This window comes from Clostridium sp. 1001270J_160509_D11, from assembly GCF_015667935.1.
In the GTDB taxonomy this organism is placed as follows: domain Bacteria; phylum Bacillota; class Clostridia; order Peptostreptococcales; family Peptostreptococcaceae; genus Intestinibacter.
The window spans coordinates 1-21,570 of sequence record NZ_JADPET010000036.1; the positions used below are offsets into that span (position 1 = coordinate 1).

The 21,570-nt window shown below is 27.8% G+C and carries 26 protein-coding genes and 1 tRNA gene; 5 read left to right on the forward strand and 22 right to left on the reverse strand.

The annotated features are described in order from the left end of the window. Nucleotides 1-153: 153 nt before the first annotated feature. The 6 genes from I4U58_RS05260 to polA all read right to left on the reverse strand — a co-directional run bounded on the left by I4U58_RS05260 (nucleotide 154) and on the right by polA (nucleotide 7,520). Nucleotides 154-1,338, reverse strand: coding sequence for a M20 family metallopeptidase (locus I4U58_RS05260; RefSeq protein WP_195929990.1), 1,185 nt, complete (start codon nucleotides 1,336-1,338; stop codon nucleotides 154-156). Nucleotides 1,339-1,595: 257 nt separating this feature from the next. After that, nucleotides 1,596-1,808 carry a heavy-metal-associated domain-containing protein gene (locus tag I4U58_RS05265; RefSeq protein WP_195929991.1) on the reverse strand — a complete coding sequence of 71 codons (213 nt, stop codon included), beginning with the start codon at nucleotides 1,806-1,808 and terminating at the stop codon, nucleotides 1,596-1,598. Nucleotides 1,809-1,901: 93 nt separating this feature from the next. After that, entirely contained in the window at nucleotides 1,902-3,710 is a 1,809-nt protein-coding gene (locus I4U58_RS05270; protein ID WP_195929992.1) for an ABC transporter substrate-binding protein, read from the reverse strand. A gap of 14 nt (nucleotides 3,711-3,724) precedes the next feature. After that, nucleotides 3,725-4,264, reverse strand: coding sequence for a lytic transglycosylase domain-containing protein (locus tag I4U58_RS05275; protein WP_195929993.1), 540 nt, complete (start codon nucleotides 4,262-4,264; stop codon nucleotides 3,725-3,727). Then, nucleotides 4,261-4,860 carry a dephospho-CoA kinase gene (gene coaE / locus I4U58_RS05280; RefSeq protein ID WP_195929994.1) on the reverse strand — a complete coding sequence of 200 codons (600 nt, stop codon included), beginning with the start codon at nucleotides 4,858-4,860 and terminating at the stop codon, nucleotides 4,261-4,263. Before coaE ends, I4U58_RS05275 begins: the two co-directional genes overlap by 4 nt. Before the next feature lie 8 nt (nucleotides 4,861-4,868). After that, nucleotides 4,869-7,520 carry a DNA polymerase I gene (gene polA, locus I4U58_RS05285; protein ID WP_347708163.1) on the reverse strand — a complete coding sequence of 884 codons (2,652 nt, stop codon included), beginning with the start codon at nucleotides 7,518-7,520 and terminating at the stop codon, nucleotides 4,869-4,871. A gap of 279 nt (nucleotides 7,521-7,799) precedes the next feature. On the opposite strand from polA, the gene I4U58_RS05290 reads away from it, so the two are divergent. Beyond that, nucleotides 7,800-7,884: transfer RNA gene (locus I4U58_RS05290), tRNA-Leu, on the forward strand. A 36-nt stretch (nucleotides 7,885-7,920) separates the two neighbouring features. On the opposite strand, the gene I4U58_RS05295 is transcribed toward I4U58_RS05290, so the two are convergent. From I4U58_RS05295 to I4U58_RS05345, 12 genes are all read right to left on the reverse strand, one after another. Further along, nucleotides 7,921-8,673 carry a sigma-70 family RNA polymerase sigma factor gene (locus I4U58_RS05295; RefSeq protein ID WP_177548329.1) on the reverse strand — a complete coding sequence of 251 codons (753 nt, stop codon included), beginning with the start codon at nucleotides 8,671-8,673 and terminating at the stop codon, nucleotides 7,921-7,923. A gap of 317 nt (nucleotides 8,674-8,990) precedes the next feature. Then, a complete protein-coding gene (locus tag I4U58_RS05300; RefSeq protein WP_195929996.1) occupies nucleotides 8,991-9,581 on the reverse strand; it encodes a head maturation protease, ClpP-related in 591 nt (196 codons plus the stop codon). Between the two features lie 9 nt (nucleotides 9,582-9,590). Further along, entirely contained in the window at nucleotides 9,591-10,625 is a 1,035-nt protein-coding gene (locus tag I4U58_RS05305; protein ID WP_195929997.1) for a hypothetical protein, read from the reverse strand. Between the two features lie 395 nt (nucleotides 10,626-11,020). Beyond that, nucleotides 11,021-11,827: a DnaJ domain-containing protein gene (locus tag I4U58_RS05310; RefSeq protein ID WP_195929998.1), complete on the reverse strand. Its 807-nt coding sequence runs from the start codon at nucleotides 11,825-11,827 to the stop codon at nucleotides 11,021-11,023. 109 nt (nucleotides 11,828-11,936) lie between these two features. After that, a complete protein-coding gene (locus I4U58_RS05315; protein WP_195929999.1) occupies nucleotides 11,937-12,173 on the reverse strand; it encodes a hypothetical protein in 237 nt (78 codons plus the stop codon). Between the two features lie 92 nt (nucleotides 12,174-12,265). Then, nucleotides 12,266-12,397: a hypothetical protein gene (locus tag I4U58_RS14240; protein ID WP_279325552.1), complete on the reverse strand. Its 132-nt coding sequence runs from the start codon at nucleotides 12,395-12,397 to the stop codon at nucleotides 12,266-12,268. Then, the gene (locus I4U58_RS05320) at nucleotides 12,390-12,533 is read right to left on the reverse strand and encodes a hypothetical protein (RefSeq protein ID WP_195930000.1); all 144 of its coding nucleotides are present in this window, start codon (nucleotides 12,531-12,533) and stop codon (nucleotides 12,390-12,392) included. The genes I4U58_RS14240 and I4U58_RS05320 overlap by 8 nt, the downstream gene beginning before the upstream one ends. A 105-nt stretch (nucleotides 12,534-12,638) precedes the next feature. Beyond that, nucleotides 12,639-12,830 carry a hypothetical protein gene (locus I4U58_RS05325; RefSeq protein ID WP_195930001.1) on the reverse strand — a complete coding sequence of 64 codons (192 nt, stop codon included), beginning with the start codon at nucleotides 12,828-12,830 and terminating at the stop codon, nucleotides 12,639-12,641. Nucleotides 12,831-12,968: 138 nt separating this feature from the next. After that, on the reverse strand, nucleotides 12,969-14,348 hold the full coding sequence (locus tag I4U58_RS05330) for a DnaB-like helicase C-terminal domain-containing protein (protein WP_195930002.1): 1,380 nt from the start codon (nucleotides 14,346-14,348) through the stop codon (nucleotides 12,969-12,971). Between the two features lie 11 nt (nucleotides 14,349-14,359). Continuing rightward, nucleotides 14,360-15,064 carry a conserved phage C-terminal domain-containing protein gene (locus I4U58_RS05335; RefSeq protein ID WP_195930003.1) on the reverse strand — a complete coding sequence of 235 codons (705 nt, stop codon included), beginning with the start codon at nucleotides 15,062-15,064 and terminating at the stop codon, nucleotides 14,360-14,362. Nucleotides 15,065-15,083: 19 nt separating this feature from the next. Beyond that, nucleotides 15,084-15,266 carry a DNA-binding protein gene (locus I4U58_RS05340; protein ID WP_195930004.1) on the reverse strand — a complete coding sequence of 61 codons (183 nt, stop codon included), beginning with the start codon at nucleotides 15,264-15,266 and terminating at the stop codon, nucleotides 15,084-15,086. Nucleotides 15,267-15,277: 11 nt separating this feature from the next. After that, nucleotides 15,278-15,469: a helix-turn-helix transcriptional regulator gene (locus I4U58_RS05345; protein ID WP_195930005.1), complete on the reverse strand. Its 192-nt coding sequence runs from the start codon at nucleotides 15,467-15,469 to the stop codon at nucleotides 15,278-15,280. A gap of 146 nt (nucleotides 15,470-15,615) precedes the next feature. On the opposite strand from I4U58_RS05345, the gene I4U58_RS05350 reads away from it, so the two are divergent. Both I4U58_RS05350 and I4U58_RS05355 read left to right on the forward strand, forming a co-directional pair. Continuing rightward, nucleotides 15,616-16,152: a helix-turn-helix transcriptional regulator gene (locus I4U58_RS05350; protein ID WP_195930006.1), complete on the forward strand. Its 537-nt coding sequence runs from the start codon at nucleotides 15,616-15,618 to the stop codon at nucleotides 16,150-16,152. Next, a complete protein-coding gene (locus tag I4U58_RS05355; protein WP_195930007.1) occupies nucleotides 16,145-17,323 on the forward strand; it encodes a site-specific integrase in 1,179 nt (392 codons plus the stop codon). Before I4U58_RS05350 ends, I4U58_RS05355 begins: the two co-directional genes overlap by 8 nt. Nucleotides 17,324-17,585: 262 nt before the next feature. Here the strand turns inward: I4U58_RS05355 and I4U58_RS05360 are convergent, their stop codons facing one another. Continuing rightward, the gene (locus I4U58_RS05360; protein ID WP_195930008.1) at nucleotides 17,586-17,858 is read right to left on the reverse strand and encodes a hypothetical protein; all 273 of its coding nucleotides are present in this window, start codon (nucleotides 17,856-17,858) and stop codon (nucleotides 17,586-17,588) included. 88 nt (nucleotides 17,859-17,946) lie between these two features. After that, the gene (locus tag I4U58_RS05365) at nucleotides 17,947-18,579 is read right to left on the reverse strand and encodes a DUF3786 domain-containing protein (RefSeq protein WP_243269565.1); all 633 of its coding nucleotides are present in this window, start codon (nucleotides 18,577-18,579) and stop codon (nucleotides 17,947-17,949) included. A gap of 223 nt (nucleotides 18,580-18,802) precedes the next feature. Here I4U58_RS05365 and I4U58_RS05370 point away from each other — a divergent pair, with 223 nt between their 5' ends. After that, a complete protein-coding gene (locus tag I4U58_RS05370; RefSeq protein ID WP_022072608.1) occupies nucleotides 18,803-19,351 on the forward strand; it encodes a hypothetical protein in 549 nt (182 codons plus the stop codon). Between the two features lie 176 nt (nucleotides 19,352-19,527). Here the strand turns inward: I4U58_RS05370 and clpP are convergent, their stop codons facing one another. Together clpP and I4U58_RS05380 are read right to left on the reverse strand one after the other, a co-directional pair. Further along, on the reverse strand, nucleotides 19,528-20,130 hold the full coding sequence (gene clpP, locus I4U58_RS05375) for an ATP-dependent Clp endopeptidase proteolytic subunit ClpP (RefSeq protein WP_022072609.1): 603 nt from the start codon (nucleotides 20,128-20,130) through the stop codon (nucleotides 19,528-19,530). A 71-nt stretch (nucleotides 20,131-20,201) separates the two neighbouring features. Then, nucleotides 20,202-21,104, reverse strand: a complete 903-nt coding sequence (locus I4U58_RS05380; RefSeq protein WP_195930010.1) for an AraC family transcriptional regulator — start codon at nucleotides 21,102-21,104, stop codon at nucleotides 20,202-20,204. A gap of 200 nt (nucleotides 21,105-21,304) precedes the next feature. Here I4U58_RS05380 and I4U58_RS05385 point away from each other — a divergent pair, with 200 nt between their 5' ends. Then, nucleotides 21,305-21,541, forward strand: coding sequence for a hypothetical protein (locus I4U58_RS05385; protein WP_195930011.1), 237 nt, complete (start codon nucleotides 21,305-21,307; stop codon nucleotides 21,539-21,541). Nucleotides 21,542-21,570: the final 29 nt, after the last annotated feature.

The window sequence follows — 21,570 nt, forward strand, 5'->3', positions numbered from 1 at the left end:
CCCGAAGGGAAAGATGCGATTAGGCATCGGTCAATATAACTCTACAGTAATTATATGTATTTATTATTACAAAAACCTGCAAAGTCTAATATAAAATTTGCAGGTTTTGTATTATTTTTAATAAGTATTTTATATTTTATTATTTAAATAAGCTTATTTGTGGTTTTTTAACCAGTTTATAGCTCCATATGTGTGAATTGCTGCTCCAGTTACAAGTACATCTTCATTGAATACTACTTTAGTGTTGTGCATTGGTTCACCATATAAAGGATTTTCGTTTTTAGCTCCAGCTCCTAATATTAAGTATAAACTTGGAACTTCATAAGAATAAGAAGCGAAGTCTTCAGAACCCATTCCGCCACCTTCAAATAAGAATACGCCTTGTTCACCTACTATGTCTTTTACATAACCAGTAACTTCGTTAGCTAAATCTTTGTCGTTTGCTAGTGGTGGTACAGAAGATAATTCTATTAATTCAGCTTCTCCTCTGAACATTTTAGCAGTAGAAGTAACTATTTCACCCATTCTTTTGAATACATATTCTCCTACTTCTTTGTCTAATGTTCTTATAGTACCTTCCATAATAACTTGACCTGGTATTATGTTTGGTGCATCTCCACCAACAAATTTACCTATTGTTATAACAACTGGTTGAGTAGCAACTATTTCTCTGTTAGTTATTTCTTGTATAGCAGAATATATTTGAGTAGCTATGAATATTGGGTCTACACCAGTTTCAGGCATAGCTCCATGGCATCCAGTTCCATTTACAACTATTCTGAATCTATTACATCCACCTATACTAGTACCTAATCCGCATACTACTAAGTTAGAAGGAGTTCCTGAGTTTACGTGCATTGCCATAGCAGCATCAACTTTAGGATTTTCTAAAACGCCTGCTTCTATCATTTTTTTAGCACCTGTAAATCCTTCTTCATCTGGTTGGAATACTAATTTTACTGTTCCTTCTATTTGGTCTTGGTTTTGTCTTAATAATTTAGCAGCTCCAAGTAACATAGCTGTATGCATATCATGTCCACAAGAGTGCATTGCTCCGTTTTTAGATGCGAAGTCACAATTTGGAGTTTCTTCCATTGGAAGTGCATCCATATCAGCTCTTAATAAGAATGTTTTTCCTGGTTTTGGACCTTCTATTGTAGCAACTATTCCACTTTCGCATATTTCTTTTGGTTCATAACCAAGTTCTCTTAATTTATCCATTACATATGCTTTTGTTTTAGGTAGTGTATCTCCAACTTCTGGATTTTCATGAATAGTTCTTCTATATTCTACTATGTCATTTTTTATAGCCTGTGCTTGTTCTAGTATATTGTTCATTATTACACCTCGTTTAATTTTTTCCTTTAATATATTTATTTCCTATTCTATTTCAAATTATGCTTTTATATTATTTATTACATTGAATTTATACCCACAAAAATTCCAATGAATCTAGTTTACTACTCTAATAAGAATTGAATATGTACTAATATAAAAAAACGACCTATTTAAGGCCGTTTTTTTATAGTTTTTTGTAAAAAATCATAAAATTGATCTTTTAATTTTATTTTTAAACCCTTATAGATAATATGTATCTATTGTATTGCCTTTAATTCAAATCCTAAATCAGCTATTAAAGCTTTTAATTCATCTTCGTTAACTCCATCAGCCATATCTACTAAAGCATATTTGCCATCTAGATTAACTTCTTTTACGTCTATACCTTTTATGTCTTCTGTTAGTGCTGTTTTTACATGGTTAACGCAATGATTACAACTCATTCCTTCAATTAATAATTTTTTTTCCATTGTTTACACCTCCATATATACCCTGTATGGGTATATTATAGCATATAATATAAAAAAACTCTACTAATAATAATTTTCAATTTAAAAATAATATTAGTCCATTTTAATTTTATCTATACCAGAGTATACATCAAAATCATTAGAGTTTAATTCACCTTTTAGTCGTCCATTTAATACAACATAATCATTTAATATACCAAAACTTATAAAGATAGCTTTTTCTTTTACATATTTTTGTATAGTTTTATATATGCTTTTTATTTCTTCTTCTGAAGTTGCATTTTGAAGTTGTGTGATGTATTTATCTAATTTTTTATCGCTGTATCCAAGTTTGTTAAGTACATATGTAGCATCAGAAACAGCAGGTAATTCACATCCTATAAGAGCTAAGTCATAATCTTTTTCTTTTAATGCTTTTTGCATATCATCTTCAGTTAGATCTTTTATTTCTGTTTTTATTCCTATTGCTTCTAAATTATTGCTTATGATATTAGCTGCTTTTACTCTTTCAGTATTGTTTTTGTTTACTATTATTTTAAATGTAATGTCTTTTAACATTTCTTTTACTTCAGAGTGTGTTACATCTTTGAATGTTCTTTTTTCTTGTTTGTTAGTTTTGTCAGTTGATGTATTATTTTTAGCAGTTGTATCTTCAGAATTATTAGAAGTTTGCTCTGTATTATTTTTAATATTACCATCTGAAGCAACTTTATTCGTATCTTCTGATTTAGTGTTTTCAATAGAATTTACATCATTTTTATTGTTGTCTGTAGAATCTGCTGAATTTGTATTATTACTTTTGCTAGAAGCAGTGTTGTTATCTGTATTATCTAAAGATAATACTGCTTTCTTTAAATAATTTTGAGCATTTTCAGTATTATAAGATAGAGGTTTTAAGTCGCTATCATAGTATTCTGATGTAGAGTTTAAAGGGAAATTACTTAATTTCGCCCTATCAGAATAAGCATCTTTTATAATAGACTTTCTATCTACTGCAAATGAGATAGCTTTTCTTATATCTAGATTATTCAAGTACTTGTTGTCGTAGTTAAACAGTACATAGTCATAATTTCTTCCTTGATATTTATTTATTACAAAATTATCATTGTCTGTGAATTTACTTATACTACCTAATGTAACCTTACTTATATCACTATCTAAAGATAAAACCATTTCTGTTTGTGATTCAGTATCTGGAACCATTTTAACATATACTTCTTTTTTGTTATTATCTTTATTTAAATCATAATAGTCACTATTTAATTCTAAAATCATATAATCTCGGTCTTCGTATTTTTTTATTTTATAAGCACCTGAACCAACTAAATTATTTTTGGCTAATTTTAATTCATCAGTTTTTAATCCATCTAATTTATCTTTTGATACTATTGGAAAAATTAAAGTTTCTAATGAAAATGCATAGCTGTCTTTAAAGTTTATAGTTAGTTTTTTGCTTCCATGTACTGTTATTCCACTTATATTTGATACTAAACTATTATAAGCACTATCTTTATTTTCATTTATTAATTCATATGTATACTTAACATCTTTAGCTGTAAGACTTTCCCCATCATGCCATTTTATATTGTCTTTTAGGGTTATATCTATTTTTTTGTTGTTAGATGAAATACTATAAGACTCTACTAGTTTAGGTTGAATATTATAATTTTCATCTAATTCAAATAGGCTATCATACACTAAATCTAATACATAACTTACTGATTTATCCGTATTTAAAATAGGATTAATTGTACTCGCCCTTATCATTGTTAAGTTTATATATTCTGAAGTCTTTTTCGATGTCTTTACCTCATTGCTTTTTACATCAGTATCTGATTTACACCCTGTAACAAATACCATCGTAGCTAAAAGTAGACTTATTAATTTTACTACCTTCTTCATCTTATTGTACCTTTCTAGTTATAGATTTTTTTATACATTTCGTAATTATGTTTTACTTTTTCTACATAAGCAGATGTCTCTTTAAAAGGAATAGTATGTAAATTTTCTCCGTCTTGACTATATGCCTCATCAGCTAACCATTTCTTTACATTACCTGATCCCCCATTATAAGCTGCTATAACTAAATCTATATCTCCGAATTCTCTATATAGCTTATTTAAATACCAACATCCTATTCTTATATTATCTTCAGGTTCAAAAATATCTGCGTCTTTTATATCAAGTTCTTCCATGGCCCAATCTCTCGTTCCATCACCAATTTGCATAAGACCTTTTGCACCTCTTCTTGAAACTGCGTCCTTTTTAAATTTACTTTCTGCTTTTATTATGCTGTAAACTAAATCTTCATCTATATTATATTCTTTTGAATAAAATTCTACGTAATCTGAGTATTTTTTAGGATAAAGATATTTATATACTTCATCTTTTCCTATATATAAAGCTGCCCCCAATACTATTATAATAAATAGAATTAAGATTAATTTTTTTTTCACTCTCTTTCTCCTTGTAAAACGCTTATTAGCTCTAAAACTTTCTTTTGTAATTCTTCAAATGAATTTGAATTATCGATAATATAATCTGCAAACTTTACTTTTTCTTCTTGACTCATTTGAGAATTTATTCTACTAATCGCCTCTTCTTTTGTACAGTTATCCCTAGCTATAATTCTATTAATCTGTATCTCTTTTCTACAAGTTATTAAAATTAATTTTTGTATATATGGAATATAATCGTCTTCTATTAATAATGCAGCATCTATCACGACAATTTTTTCGCCTTGATTTTTATATTCCTCAACTTTAGATAGTATTTTCTGTTTTATTTTTGGATGAGTTAAATTATTTAGAAGAATTAATTTTTCGTCATCGTTAAATACGATATTTCCCAATGCTCTTCTATTTAAACTTCCATCTTGATTTTTAATACTCTCACCAAAAGTTGAAAATACTTCATTTAATAAGTTTTTATCGTCAAATATTTGCCTAGCTACTATATCGGCATCTACTACTTTTATGTTGTTTTCCATAAAAATAGTAGATACACTGCTTTTTCCACATCCAATATTTCCTGTAAGCCCCAATACTAACATATTTTCACCTACTTTGTTTCATACCAAGAGTTACCTGTATTTAAATCCACATCTAATTTTACATCCATAGATTGTGCATTTTCCATTTCTTCTCTTACTATCTTTTCAGCTAATTCTAACTCTTCATCTACTGCTTCTACGATAAGCTCATCGTGTACTTGAAGTATAAGTTTAGATTTCATTTCATTTTCTTTTAGTTTGTTGTATACATTTACCATAGCTACTTTTATTATATCTGCAGCGCTACCTTGAATAGGTGCATTCATAGCAAATCTCTTGCCTTGGTTTCTTACAATAAAGTTGCTCGCTTTTATTTCTGGTATATATCTTCTTCTGTTTAGTATAGTTGTTGCATAACCTGTTTCTGTAGCAGTTTCTACTGCATTATCCATAAATTCTTTTATTTTTGGATATTTGCTGAAATAACTTTCAATATATGCTTTTGCAGTAGGTACTGGTATATTTAAATCTTGAGAAAGACCAAAATCCGTTTTACCGTAGATTATACCGAAGTTTATAGCCTTAGCTTCTATTCTTTGTTTACTTGTAACGTCTTTTATATCTACATCAAATATTTGAGATGCAGTTTTTGAATGTATATCTTCTCCATGTTTAAATGCATCTATCATATTTTCGTCGCCACTCATATGAGCTAAAACCCTAAGCTCAACTTGAGAATAATCGGCATCGACTAATTTACAATTATCATCTGCTACAAATACTTTTCTTATATCTCTACCCATTTCAGTTTTAACAGGTATGTTTTGCATATTAGGTTCAGTAGAAGAAATTCTTCCTGTAGTTGTTATAGTTTGGTTAAATGAAGAATGTATTCTTCCTGTTTTAGGATTTATTATTTTTAATAATCCTTCAACATAAGTTGAATTTAACTTCACAATTTGTCTATAGTCTGTTATTTTATCTATTATTTCATGTTTATCTCTTAGTTTTTCTAAAACTTCTGCATTTGTTGAATATCCTGTTTTAGTCTTTTTAATTACTGGAAGTCCTAATTTTTCAAATAATATTACACCTAATTGCTTTGGTGAATTTATATTAAAAGGCTCTCCTGCTAATTCGAATATTTCATTTTCTAATTCATTTATTATTGTTGTGAATTTTTCTTTTAATTCGTTTAATTGATCTTTGTCAACTTTCATTCCTATGTATTCCATAGAACCTAAAACTTCAACAAGAGGCATTTCAACATGATAGAATAATCCATCCATTTCAGTTTCTTTTAGTTTTTCTTCCATTTTTGGATATACACAGGCTATTGTATTTATTATATCTGCTGTATATGCTGAAAGTTCATCAAAATCTATTTCGTCGAATTTTTTCGCTTTTGCACCTTTTCCAAGTAAATCTTCTTTTGATTTTATTTTTCTAGTTAAATATTTCATAGCAATTGCACTACATTCATATGAAGTAGAAGATTTAGAGTCAATTAAATACTCTGCTATAGTTATATCAAAGTCCATAGCATTTAATTCTATTTCATAAGGTTTAAGTAGTATATAATCTTCTTTTAAGTCGTATCCATGTTTTTTAATTTCAGAGTCTGATAGTAGACTTTCTATTTTTGATAGTTCATCTTCATTTATATAGTATATTTCTTCTCCATCTAAACTTAAAAATACGTTTATGACTTTTTTATCTAGTATATTACCTTCTCTACCTATAACATCTATTATTACTTTTTTATTTTCTTTTGCTTTTTCAATAAAATCTTCTACGTTGTCTAGATGTTGTACTTTTAAATTTACTTCTTCTTTTATGCTAGTTTCCCCACCATCCATTTCAAGTAATTTTGAAATAAGACTTGTGAAACCAAATTCCTTGAATTTTTCTATAACATCGTCTTTATTGTAATCACCATATTCTAAATCTTCTAATTTAATATCTAGTGGAACATTTGTTATTATAGTAGCTAATTCTTTACTCATTAAAGCTAGCTCTTTATTTTCTTCTATTTTCTTCTTTATACTTCCTTTTAATTCATCAGTATGTTCTATAAGATTTTCTATAGTTGAGTACTGTTTTAGAAGTTTTATTCCTGTTTTTTCACCTATACCTGGTACACCTGGTATATTATCAGATTTATCTCCCATAAGACCTTTTAAATCGATAAACTGTGTAGGTGTCATTTCATATCTTTCTACTACTGAATCGTAGTTGTATTCTTCAACTTCACCAACACCTTTTTTAGTTATTAAAGTTGTTGTTTTGTGTGATGCTAATTGTATCGCATCTTTATCTCCTGTAACTATGTAAACTTTGAAGTTGTTTTCTTCTCCTAATTTTGCAACTGTACCGATTATATCATCAGCTTCATATCCTGCAAGTTCCAATCTATTTATATTGAACTTATCTAATAATTCTTTTAAAGGTTCCAATTGTTGACCTAATTCATCAGGCATTTTTTTTCTACCAGCTTTGTAATCAGCATATTGTTTATGTCTGAAAGTTGGTGCCTTTTTATCAAATGCCACACTCATATGAGTCGGTTGATAATCTTCTATTATTTTAAACATCATACGCACGAATCCAAATATAGCGTTTGTTTTAAGTCCATCACTATTACTCATATCTGGCAATGCATAAAATGCTCTATTAATTATCGAGTTTCCATCTATAATTATTAATGTATTTTCCAAAATTTATCACTCCTACTGTTTATCTTATTTGCTCGTGTACCCTATCATTTAATCATAACATACTTATTCTAATCTATTAAGATTAAAATCTCAAAATCCATAAATATATTTCAGTTTATATTATATCCACTTTATTATTTACTTTTTTTACTTTTTTCATAAGTTTTTTAAATCCTTATGATATTATAATTTTTATCAATCCATTCTTTTTTCCAATATATATAAATTGTGCTTGATTAATTCAATTTGTGTTGATATAATATAAAAGTAGCAAATTTATTGGCCGATGTGGCGGAATTGGCATACGCACACGACTCAAAATCGTGCGGAGAAATCCATACGGGTTCGACTCCCGTCATCGGCACCATTTTTTTACATATGATTACTAAACGCATTGAAAAACCTAGACTGTAAGGGCTAGGTTTTTTTTATTCCCATAAGAAAACAACACATTTACAACACAATTGGAAAAATTATATGTTTTATCCTTGTTTTCTCTTCTAATAGCTCTTTTTAAATTTTCTATTTCCGTTTCATAATAAATAGCTTCATTCCAGTATGTACTTTTCCAGTTATTAAGTTTAGATCTTTCTAACTCAAAAAATTTTAACCTAATTAAATTACTTTTTCTAATAAGTTTATCTTTTGCTTTATAATAAATCTGTGATACCTTTGTTATTTCAATTTCTAATATATCAGCAATTTCTTTATCGCTCTTATCATCAAATGTCTTAAAAAGTATAATATCCCTTTGATTTCCATTAAGGACTCTATTTATTTCACTTATATAGTCTTTTATGATTAATGTATCTAGTACTGTTTTTTCTATGTTTATAGTTCTATCTGGAATGATTTCATCCAGGTATGTATCATCATCATTATTTATTGGTCTATTCAAGGAAATTGAATGATTACAAAATCTTTTCGCCCTTCCTAGATTTTGAAATTCTCGTAATATATATTTTTCTACACAAGTATAATAATAAGTTAATTCAGAAGCTCCTTTGGTTTCGTCATATGTATCAAAAACATTTATTAATGCTAATGCTCCAATTTGAACTAACTCCTCCATATCTATGCCAAATTTATTATTTTTATATTTTCGTGCTATCTTCTTTAGCATTAGTTCCCATTTTAAATACTCCTGGTTAGTCATATAATCATCCCCTTTAGTAATATAGATAAATAATATTAAAAAGCTTTTAAATCGCCTTAGAATCGAAATAAATAGCTCATTTTTTTATGTTTAAATTTAAACTATAATTTTGTTGTGTTAAAAATATATAATATCAATACATTTTATTTATAACACCTCGCACGAAGATTTATAATATTTTGGATTTGTTGTTTCCTCTCCACCGTTAAAATGTATCTCCTAACTTGAATTCGAGCAATATAGGGGGGCAAAATTCTACAAAAATTTTAAAAATAAATAAAGGAACTGTGAAAATATCTCAGTTCCTTCAGTAAATATTATTTTAAATTATTAATAAAATTCTCAATATAAGATTGTTGTGCTCGTTTTTTCTCTTGTAAGATAGCTTCTATAACTTTATCTTTTACAAAAGCTACTGCTGCACTCTCATTCTTATTGGATATTATATTAATATTGAAGTAGTCTTTACATTCTTCAGAAGTTAGCCAAGTCTCATCATTCATCATTTGAATTAGAGTAGCCTCGTCTAATGTAGTAGCTTGTTTATATATATTAAGAATAGCTTGATTAATCTTATCTAAGTCATCTGCTTGTCGTCTAAGTTCTTGACTATTACCACAAGCTATTAACCAAGCATTATGTATCATAGTCAGACTATTATCATACATATATTTATTATCTCCAGCTAATAGGATTGTAGCTCCCATACTACAAGCAAATGAAGTGTTATAAGTATTGATAGTTGCTCCTGTTCTTCTTAGTGCATTTATTATTGCTATTCCTTCCTGGCAGGAACCTCCCATTGTATTTATATATACGTTTATTTCATCTGCTCCATTAAGTTCTTGTATCTGTTCCACAAGTCCTGAGCCATCTACTATATCCCCATATATATATATATCATTCATAGGTATCACCTACTTTTGTTTTACGCTTATAAATGCTGGAGCTAAGTTAGTTACATCTAATACTCTAGCCGATTTGTCCAAACAAAGTCCTGCACATAATTCAACTGCTTTTGCTACTTTTATGTCCTCTAAGAATTTAAACTCATCAGAGACACTTACTTCCATTTGTTTTCCTATTACTAATTGATAGGCTTGAGCATCGAATAATACTGCTCGATTGTTTGGTACTGAATCCACAGTTATAACTTCTGTAGGGAACGGCATAACCTCCACAGTTTGACCTTGTACATTTACTACTTGCATAGCTGGAGCCACTTTTTCAAAATATGTGTCTCCGTTTACTGCCATGAATATTTTATCTCTTTTCTTTGTTCTGCCATTGTCATCTTTGAGAACTTGTTTTATTACTGGTAGCATTACAGAGGCTTCGAATGATGTTACTGGTGTAGAAGTTACAACTGATTCTACTGTTTGAGATGCTATCATATCATTGACTATCTTATCTTCTAATCCCAAAATCATAGCTTCTTTTAGGTTTGCCACCAATAATTTTTTTAAATAATCTAATGACTGAAATCTACAAAAGTCTTGTGCTATTTGGAAATATGCTGTTAATTTCTCAAGTGTTACTCTTTCAATTCTAACTTTCCCAGTTATTTCTTTTGTTATTTCTTCTGTTAATGGTTCGAAGGTAGCCCTATCAGTTCCACCACCATTTAAAACTATATCTACTAATGGTCTATCTGTAGATAATACTTTTACTGCTGATACTAGCTTAGAGTCTGTTTTGATATTTTGAAGGACATCTTCAACATCTTTTACTGGTAAATATGGATCTGTTACTGCTTGATTAATTCCATTTAATTTATTTTTTAGTCCTTCATAAAACTTTTTACTTTCTGATGACATCGCAATATTACAAGATTGATTTACAATGTTCATATTCATTACTTCATCTTTTATAAGACTTTGTAATGCTATTTCTGCCTCTTCTTTGGAAGTAGCATTAAAAAATGTTTCGTATTTATTTGATCCTAAAATCATAGTTTTTCCTCCATAATTTAGATTTGTGAAGAAATAAATTTATAGACAATTAACTATTGCTTTTAGAACTTATAAATAAAAACTTATAGCTTTTCCCACCCTCTAGTCATGAATAAAGAACAAGCTATACTTTTATTTTAACATATTTCGTTAAAAAAAATAATATTTATTAGATTAATTACTATTTTTCTGATATAATTTAATTGTGAAGAGATAAATTAAATCCTTTTTGATAAGATATTTTTATTGAGTTTTTGATTTTATTCTCTTCTTCTGTTTCCAATTATTTTCTAGTATAATTTCTTATTTCTTATTAAGAAAAAAAGAAGCTCAGGAGTATTTATCCTGAGCTTTTTTATTTGTAGTTACTGTAATTATTGGAGTGGTAACTATGTTTATACTTCCCATTCATCTTTTAAGTTGTTGATAATTTGCATAGCTCGTTGACTTTCTTCGCTATTATTATTTCTATCTGGATGGAATTCCATAGCTAGCTTCTTATACATTTTCTTTAATATCTTTTTATCTTCATCGTTGTAGTTACTTTTGCTATTAACTTGGTAACTACTGTAATTATTATAATTGTGGTTACTGTAATTATCGGAGTAGTAACTACGATAGTTTTCATATGATTGTTGCTGTTGTTTATATTCCTTTTTAATTTGATCTAAAAAATCTTTGTTTCTTAGATTAAGAAATACATCGTAACATCTATTAAATTTCATAGAATTATACTTTTGTTCAAATTTTATTTTAGCTTCATTATATTTTCTTATAATCTCACTATGCTTTCGGCTTGTTTTATATTCTTCTGTTTGTTCGTATTCTTCTTTAATTTGTTCATATAAAGGGTTTAACTTCTTATAGATTAAATTATAAATATATTCCTCTGTAACCCCTAATTCAGCAGCTAAATCTTTGATTTTTCCACTATGTACGCAGTCTTCCACTGCAAACTCATAGATATCATAATATCCCATTGTGGTAATACTATATTGTTTCTTTTTCACCTTGCCGTTTTCTCTGTAACTTTTATGTAAACTTATCTTATAAGCTTTTTTAATAGGTCTTTGAAATTTTTCGCTTGAATGTCTGTAATCATACACTGTTTCCCCACAAAAGCTCCAAGTATATACCTCCAGTTCCTTTGGGCTTCCTAAGTCCTCTGTTTTTCTCTCTATTTCCTGTATAACGCAATACATAATCAATCTCCTTTCCTGTAGTTACTGTAATTATTGGAGTAGTAACTACAAAATAAATATAAATAAAGCAGCTACTAAATTGCAACCCAGTAGCCACCGTTTATATTAGTTATTTTCCATCCATTCCCCAGTAAAAATAATACTTTCTTTCTCCCTTGCTGTAATGTTTATTCTCTTGTTCTACTTGTGATCCTACCATATCGCATAACTTGATATAATCGCTTTCGGTAAAGTCTTTTCCTTTGTTCCAAGTATTACATAAGTCATTATTTTGTAGGTAATTTATTAGCTCTTTGTCTGTATGTTCCTTTGCAAATTCCTTGCCTAATCTGTACCATTTGTTCATTTTCTATTCCCCCTTATTGAAATAATAGAAGTTATATAATATACTTATCTTAGGTTTTGAGTTGTATATTATATAACTCCAGGCATTATCTTTTAGATAGTGCCTTTTTTATTTTTCCATAAATATTGAACTAACTTATAAACCCTTTTTATTTGTTTATCATCTAAATACTTCATAAGTTCAATAATTGCTTTTATATGGCCTTGTCTTTCTTTTTCACTCATTATTTTCACCCCCGTTATTTTTATAACTAGATACAAATATTTTTATTAATTTTAAATATTTTATATCGTGTATAGCTTCTATTTTTTTTACTATTTCTTTTTTTATTTCTTCCTCTTGTAATTTCTTATTTTCCATATTCTCTCTCCTTTTTTTATTTTACCAATAAGTTTATTAACTCTTGAAATGTCATTGTTGGATTAATTTCTGCGATAAGGTGTAATAATTGAATAGTCATAGTCATTACATTGCACCCCCTTCCATTTCATTTAATAATCCTTGAAGGTATGAAGCTCTTTTTATTATAGATTTAACTAATTTCCATTCTTTTGTTTCATCAACTTCTATAAGATCTAAATTTCTAAAATATTCGTCTGCTTTATCTAATCTATTTATTAATGATTCTAATTCTAGTATTATTTCCTTTTTAGTCATGTAAATGCCCCCTTTATCAAACTTTGCTCTATAAAATATTCGTTCACCACAAAACTGTGGTCTATTAAAACTTTATAAACTAACATTATATTTATTATTCCCTAATATTTTTCTACTGGGAATTAAGTCATCCATAGGTTAAAACGGCATATCTTTAGCTTCTATTTGTTCATATTTAGATTTATAACAGTAATCCATTTTTAGTTCATTAGCCCCTTCTGTATAAAATCTTTTTCTAGTTTTATCGAAAATCATATCCATTCCTACCCCTTGAATACCTTCTATTCTGTTCTTAGATATATATATTCCACTTGTATCAGCTATTATATCCCCTGTTTCCTTGCTTCTAATTATGTTTCTTTGTGAATGTAAAACATAATCAGCCAAATTTACAATTTCACTAGCTCCTAATACATCAAACATATCTGTTACATTCTTTTTATCGTCTTTACTTTTCTTTTTCTCATGGGCAACTAAAATTACTACTAAGTTATAAGTTTTAGCTAGTTTCTTTAAGCTATTAGCTAGATGTTTCTGTTTTATATATTCATCATTCGTTGGATCATCTGTAATCATAGTCATTAGATTATCAAGTATTACCAGTTTTACCCACTTTTCTTTATGTAGATACTTAATTGTATTAATCAAATTAGTTTCAGAAGGTTTTTCATTATCATTAAATATATATAAGTCTTTGCTCCACTCCTGGATAAGCTTAGAAGCTTCTACATCTAAACCATATTTAATTGCCCCATATTCGTCCGTATATTCTTTTATATCCTCACTATTGGCTACCGTCATTTTAAACCACGCCATAACCTTCTTTTGTGGAAGCTCTCCACTATATAGAAATACTGGAATTTTATAATATAGTGTATTAGCGATTATTTGATTTAGTATAGTTGATTTTCCTGTGGCTGGTTTTCCTGTAAGTACTGTTAAAGTTCCATACTCTAATCCATGTAAAGCTTTATCAAGCTTATTAAATCCAGTTGAAAGGCTCTTAACTTTAGAAGCTTCTTTTATATCACTAGCACTGGTAAACATATTGTTAAATCTGCCTGTATCACTAACTATATCTTTTATTGATGTTATTCTATTTTCTAAGTCATTTAAGGTTAGTGTTTCTATGTCTGCCGATAAGTTACTTATTTCTTGAATTATTTTTCTTTTATTTGATAACTCTTTTACCTTGTTTATGTAAAATCTTAGACTCTCCACATCTGAAACCATTGTAGTTGTACCTGTTATTTTAGGATACCCTCCTATAGATTGAAGCATATTTTCGCGTTCTAAAAATTCAGCTAAGGTTAAGATGTCTATCTTTTCCCCTCTGCTATCTAAGGCCATTACAGAATTAAATAAAACCCTTATATCATCATAATAAAAGTCACTTTCCTTTAAGTTTAAATCTTTTATCATCTCTAAACTCTTATAGTTATCTAATAAAATGCAGCCTATAATTGATTGCTCTAATTCACTAGATGCTAATTTATTTTCTTGTGTATATACTTGCATATATATCCCCCCTATAATCTATTAGCTCCGTATAAACTTTTGAATTGTTGCTCTGGTTGATCTTGTTTTACTTCCTGTTGTAAGTAGCTTTCAAATTTTGTTCCAAATAGCGTCTCTGGTCTTAAATATTTACTCATATCAGGATTATCTTTCCACTCTTTTGTTTTTATATCAATAACCTTTAAGAAGTCCTCTTCCTTAAAACCTTCTCTTATTCTTGCATCTATACAGGACTTTGTTTTTTTAGTAGTATATTTAAAACTCTTAGAAGCTTTTACATTTAAATGGTCGATTACTCGACTATATATATTATTATCATTATCATTATCATTAGAATTAGTGGACTTTTGGTATCCTTTGGTTTCCCTTTGGTATCCTATATTACTCTCTACACCTTGAAAACACTCGGTTTTGGTTTCCCTTTGGTATCCTTTGGTTTTCTTTTGGTATCCTAATTCTTCAATTTTAACTATTTTATAAATTGGTGCTGTACCCTTTGCAGCTTTTTTAATTGTTTTTATATACCCCTTTTTCTCCATTGCCTTAATATCACTATAAACTGTCTTATATGTAAGATTTAATATTTTAATTGATGTAATAATATTATCAATAGTTATACATACTTCCATAGTGTTAAAATTACATCTACGATATAAAACGTTATATATTAAAAGCTGTCTTTCTGTTAAATCCATTGGTAATATCATGTATTGCATAAAACCACCTACTAACAATTTAAAATTGTTTTCCGATATTGTTTTCTAACCAAGCATCTACTTTATCAGCTAATATATTTATTTTTCTTCCTGTTTTTATCATTGGGAAACCTTCTGCATTAGCTAACTGGTAACTGTATCTAAGCCCAAAGCCATATTTTTTGGAAAATTCGGCTACTGTTATTATTTTTTTATTATTCATTCCTATCCCCCCTATTCATTAAAGAATAAATCCATTATTGGAGTGTCTAAAGCTTCTGAAAGTTTTTCCATAACATTTCTTTTAGGCTCTGTTTTACCACTTTCTATATTGCGATATGTAGTTCTACTAATATCAATCATTTTAGATAGTTCTTCTTGACTTAACCCCTTTTTTATTCTTGCTATTTTTAAATTTAATCTCATATGAACTCCCCCCTATTTGGTTGGTTTTATTTTATATTTATATAATATATCCATTTTGGATAAAAATCAACTACTTTTTTAAAAAAACTAAACAAATAGGGTTTATTTTTAGCTAATATAAGTTATAATTATATTGAGGTGATAATATGGAAACTGGTCAAAAAATCAGATATGAAAGAAAAAAACAAGGTTTAAGTATGAAAAAACTAGGTGAAGCAATAGGTTTATCAGAACAAGCTATTGCACACTACGAAAAAGGTACTAGAAGAATATCGTTTGATACTTTAAAAAAGATAGCAAATGTTTTAAACTTGCCTATAAGTGCTTTTAATCCAGATAACATAGAAGGTTATACAGATTTCGGAAATGGTATAAAAGGTTTTGGAATAGGTGAAAAAATAACACTCCGTAATATGATATATTCTTTGTATGATCCATATATGGGTATGGGCAAAGAAGAAATTTTAAATATGTGTGAAAAAGCCATTAAAATATTAAAATTATATAATTTAGAAATCTCCTTTATTAGAGATAAAGAATTTGATTTTTTAGTCCATATTCTAGACATAAATACAAGAAATAGTAATTTTATTCCTTATCAACGTTTTTTTGTGGAAGCCGATAAAATAACATGGTTTATGAAAAGTGAAATATCTACTATTATGGAGTATAACAATGAGTAAACGTGCCAATGGTGAAGGAACTATTGTTCCGTACAAAGTAAATGGAGTACAGAAGGGTTGGAGGGCTTCCATACAAATAGGATTTAAGCCTAATGGCTCTCCAGATAGAAAGCAATTTTACGGAAAAACTCAAAAGGAAGTAAAAGAGAAACTAGAGGACTATAAACGTAAAATGTCTATGGGTATCCTAAACGAAGAAAAAATAACTATTCAGGACTGGTTTTATACTTGGTTATTTGACTACAGAAAACAAGATCTTAAACCAAAGAGTTTTGATAGATATTACGGAATTTATAAAAATTATATTAATAATACCACATTAGGGAAAATTAAATTATGCGATTTAAGAACTACACACCTACAAAGACACTACAATAATTTATTAAACCAGGGAGTTACGCCAACAACAATTAAGCAGCTTAATACGAATCTAAAAACATGCTTAGGTGAAGCCGAAAGACAAGGTTATATTTTAAAAAACTATTGCAAGCTTGTTACCCTTCCTAAAATAGAGGACAATAAAGAAATAAAGGTATTAACTAAAGAAGAACAAAGCAAATTTTTAGAAGCTATACAAGGTCATGAATTACAACTATTGTTTATAGTTGCACTTGGTACAGGTTTACGACTTGGTGAGCTTCTAGGTCTTAAATGGTGTGATATAGATTTTAAAACCAATGAATTAACAGTACAGAGAAGCATCCAAAGGGTACCTATATTTGAAGGTGATAAAATAGTTAAGTATGAAGTAATAGAACAAACTCCAAAAACTAAAAATTCAAATAGAACTATACCAATACCTCTAAATATTATTAGTAAATTAAAAAAACATAAAAAGGAACAAAACCAACTAATTTTATATGCTGGTGAAGCTTATACCAATAATAATTATATTCTATGTGATAAGCTTGGAAATATTATAGATGAAAAAAAACCAGGAAGGAATTTAAAAAGTATTTTAAAAAAATTAGATATTGAGCCAATGAAATTCCATGCTCTTAGGCATACATACGCAACAAGATTATTTGAGGCTGGAGTACCACCAAAAACAGTACAACATTTAATGGGTCATGCTGATATACAGACCACGTTAAATATATATACTCACGTTATGAAAGGTGAGAAAATGGAAGCAGTTGATAAAATTAATAATTTATTTATAGAAGTCTAACATTAGACTTCTTTATTTTTTAACACATCAACAACACAATAATAACACAATGACTGTAAAAATAAATAATTCTATAGGAGATTAAACATTATAACAACATTGAAAAATACACATTTATAACTTATTATTAATTTAAATAAATATTTATAAAATGTAATTTTTAATATCCCGTCATCGGCACCATTTTTCGTAAAATGAGTACTAAACGCATGAAAACCTAGGTTAATACCTAGGTTTTTCTTTTTATAGAAATAATTTATATTTATTGTAAATGAGAAATTATAAACTCAATATACTTCTCAAAATCACCTTCATCATCTGGTAAATTATTTTCTTCTACATATTCCATAGTTTTATCTAAAATAAATTTATACATATCTTTTTTATCTTCTTCATCTAACTCTACTTTTTCTTCAGTATCTGGATCTACTAAACAATCTATTAAGTTATTTGTGCAATCTTGTGCTAATTCTGTAATTTGTTCTATTTCACGAAGTTCTTCGTCTGTTATATTAAATTCATTTATATCTGTCATTTTTAAAAATTCCTTTCTTTCTTAACTGCCTTTGTAATATATCACAAACAAATTTATATAACAAGACTATTTATATTTATAACTTTATCTATTTTTTACAATATAATTTTTTATATCTTTCATTTATAATTTTTATCATAAGCTCGCCAACTCCTACTGCATCTTCTATTGTAAGATAATGGTCTGCAGTTTTGTCGAGAAACATTTTGCCTGTTGGTGGGAATTCTTCATCTTCAAACCATACACTTATTGTAACTGGATAATATGGATAAATATAAAATACAGCACTTAAATCTGCTTTTGAATCGATAAACTTTGCATCTAGAGATTTAAAAACTTCTATAACTTGTTTTTCATCTTTATTTTTTAAAAAACGTTCTAGTTCCGCTTCAACAGTTTTATCGAATCTTGCCCCTCTTATAAGTCCGTCTTTTAATTCTCCAAATTTAATTTGTTTTGATAAAATCGGTGTATTATCTGCCAAATCTAGATAATGAAGTAAAGTTAGTATCTGCCAGTCATCTCTTTTTTCTTTCATATCGTAAGTTGGATATTCTAATTCAAATACACTGTCTAGACTTTTAATTTTTAAAATTGATTTTTCTTCATCAAATTCTGCCCCTGAATTTCTCGCAATTTCTGTTGGATTTTTTCCCTCAAGACGTTTTTTAGCAGCTATGTACATTTCATTAAATGCTCTGTTTTCCTTTTTATTTTCCATAGTATTATCCCCCATATTATTTTTAAATTTTTAAGTAGTTATTAATATTTTAAATTATTATTGATTAGATTTCTATGTTTTTGTTTATCTATATTGCACACATCACTCCCCCATTATCGTTTTAAAATATTTATTTATTGTTTTTCAATAAATAAATATTGACATTCATAAAATACCTTGTTAATCTATAAAATATAGGACTAAAAAGGGGGTAAATTATAGAATGTCTAGGTTAAAAAAATTAGGATTATTTTTTATTTTATTATTTATTTTTATATGCGTCGCAATTGGTGTTCTCATATTAAAAATAGAATATTTTGATCCTTATAATTCAGTTAACTATAGTGAAATGATAGATACAGAAATTCCTAAAAACGCTAAAGTCTTGGATTATAAAGATACTCACGGGGGATTCTTAGGAGATGGCGATTTATATGCAGTTATACAATTTGATAAAAATGAAAAAAACTCATTTTTGAAAAATATAGAGAAAAATAAAAAGTGGAAGAAAACCCCTTTGCAAAAAGATTTAAAACTCATTATATATGGCGGAGAGTTAAAAAAAGATGGAAATTATTATGTGTACGAACCTTTACCTGATTACAATATTCCTAAAACAAAAAACGGAATTTATTATTTTAAAGATAGATTTGCTGAAAATTATCCTGAAGAGGCAGACACTAACATAAATGATAGAGCAGCATATAACATAACATTTGCCCTATTTGATTTGGACACAAATAAGCTTTATATTTATAAATTAGATACTTAACTCATAAAAACTAGGATTAATACTTAAACTAAAGTACTAATCCTAGTTTGCGTTATGTAAATTTTAAACAACTTTACTATGTAATAAAATTTTATTTACAAATAATAAATTTCATTTAGAAAGTCTATAACCTCTATTGTTATAATGTTAAAAGTATTTCCTATAAAATCAACAATTTATTTTATAGAGTCACTTCTAGTTATAATTGAATCGATTAAACCATAATCTAAGGCTTCTTGAGCACTCATAAAGTTATCTCTATCTGTGTCTCTATATATTTCTTCTATGCTTTTGCCTGTATTTTCAGCTAAAATTCTATTTAGTCTTTCTTTAGTTTTTAGTAAATTTTCGGCTACTATTTTTATATCTGTAGCTTGTCCTTGTATACCATTTCCACCTATTAGTGGTTGGTGAATCATAATTTGAGAATTTGGAAGTGCAAATCTCTTTCCTTTTGCTCCACCTGCTAATAAAAATGATCCAAAACTTGCTGCAAGCCCTATACATATAGTTGATACATCACATTTTACATGTTGCATTGTATCGTATATTGCAAATCCTGCGGTTACTGAACCGCCTGGAGAGTTTATATAAAGATAAATATCTTTGTCTGGATCTTCTGCCTCTAAAAATAAAAGTTGTGCTATTACAACACTTGCAGAAGCGTCTGTAACTTCTTCTCCTAAGAATATAATTCTATCACATAATAATCTAGAAAATATATCGTAACTTCTCTCCCCGTTTCCTGTTTGTTGTACTACATATGGTACTACACTCATATTCTCACCTCCTATATAAATTATAGCAATTTTTTCAAATTTTTGTATCAATTTTACATTAATAAATATTTTTATTTACTTTTATTTCTATATTGGGTTGGTGTAATTCCTATAAATCGCTTGAAAATTTTTGAAAAATAGCTTGGACTATCAAATCCCACAGTATCACTTATAATCGTAATAGAATCCTTAGTTTCACTTAACATCTTAGCTGCTATAGATACTTTATATTTTAAAATATATTGAATTGGTGATATTCCAAGTGTATTTTTAAAACATCTTAAACATTCTCTTTCACTTAAATTTACAACTTTCGATATGTTATTTAATGTTATTTGTTTATTATAATTTTTATGTACAAATGAAAGTATATTTTTTATCCTCTCTGAGTTTAAATCATTTCTATTGTTTTTATTTAAATTTAAATCTTGTATATTTTTGAGCATAATATACCACATATGAGATAAATACTCTCTTACTAGAATTTCATATCCAAATTCAGATTTTTCAAATTGTAAAAAAGCATTTTTTATACAATTTGATGCTTCTTCTCCCCAAGAAGTATTTTTATAAAAAGCAATTCCACTTAAATTATTATTTTCAACAATTGGATTTACAAAATTTTGCTCAAATACACTTTGTATCACTCCAGAAATTAAATTCTTGTTAAACACAAGCGAATTTAATATACATTCTTCACTTGTTCCTGCTCTAATATAATGAAGTATATTTGAATTTATAAAAACACCATCACCTTCATTTAGTATAAAATCACTATTATCTAAGTATAAATGAATACTCCCACTTTTCACTCTTATTACCTCTATTTCTTCATGCCAATGCCATGAAATATCACCTGTCACAAATTTATTTACATCAGAATAACACGCCTTGCATGGAAACATAGGTGTCCCAAACAATTCTAATTGTTGGTTATTTTCATCTACTATAATCTCTATAATTTGTTGTTCCATAATATTTTCCCTTTTTTATTTTGTCGCTTTTATTATAGTATACGTCTTTATTATTATTGAACCAAGTTTTTTATAGCGATATTATTATTTTATATTAAAGAAATCGCGATTTATAATTTTAAAAATACATGAATAGAGTTAACTTATTAAAATTTTATTATGCATACACAACAAAAATAAATTTTATGGAGGTATTTTACATGAAGGGAATAATATTTAATTTAAATAATAATATAAAAACCATAGATGGATATAATTTCATAATAAACATGTTAAAAAATCTAAATATCCCATGGATAGAGTTAAAAAATGATTCAATCTATGATTTTTATGAAACTCCAATCGATATCGAAAACTGTATCTTTATTTCAGATTCACAAGAAAACTTAATAGTCTCGTTTTTAGATAATTTTTTATTTTTTATATTAACTAAATAAGTCGTCGCATAAAAATTATCAAATAAATT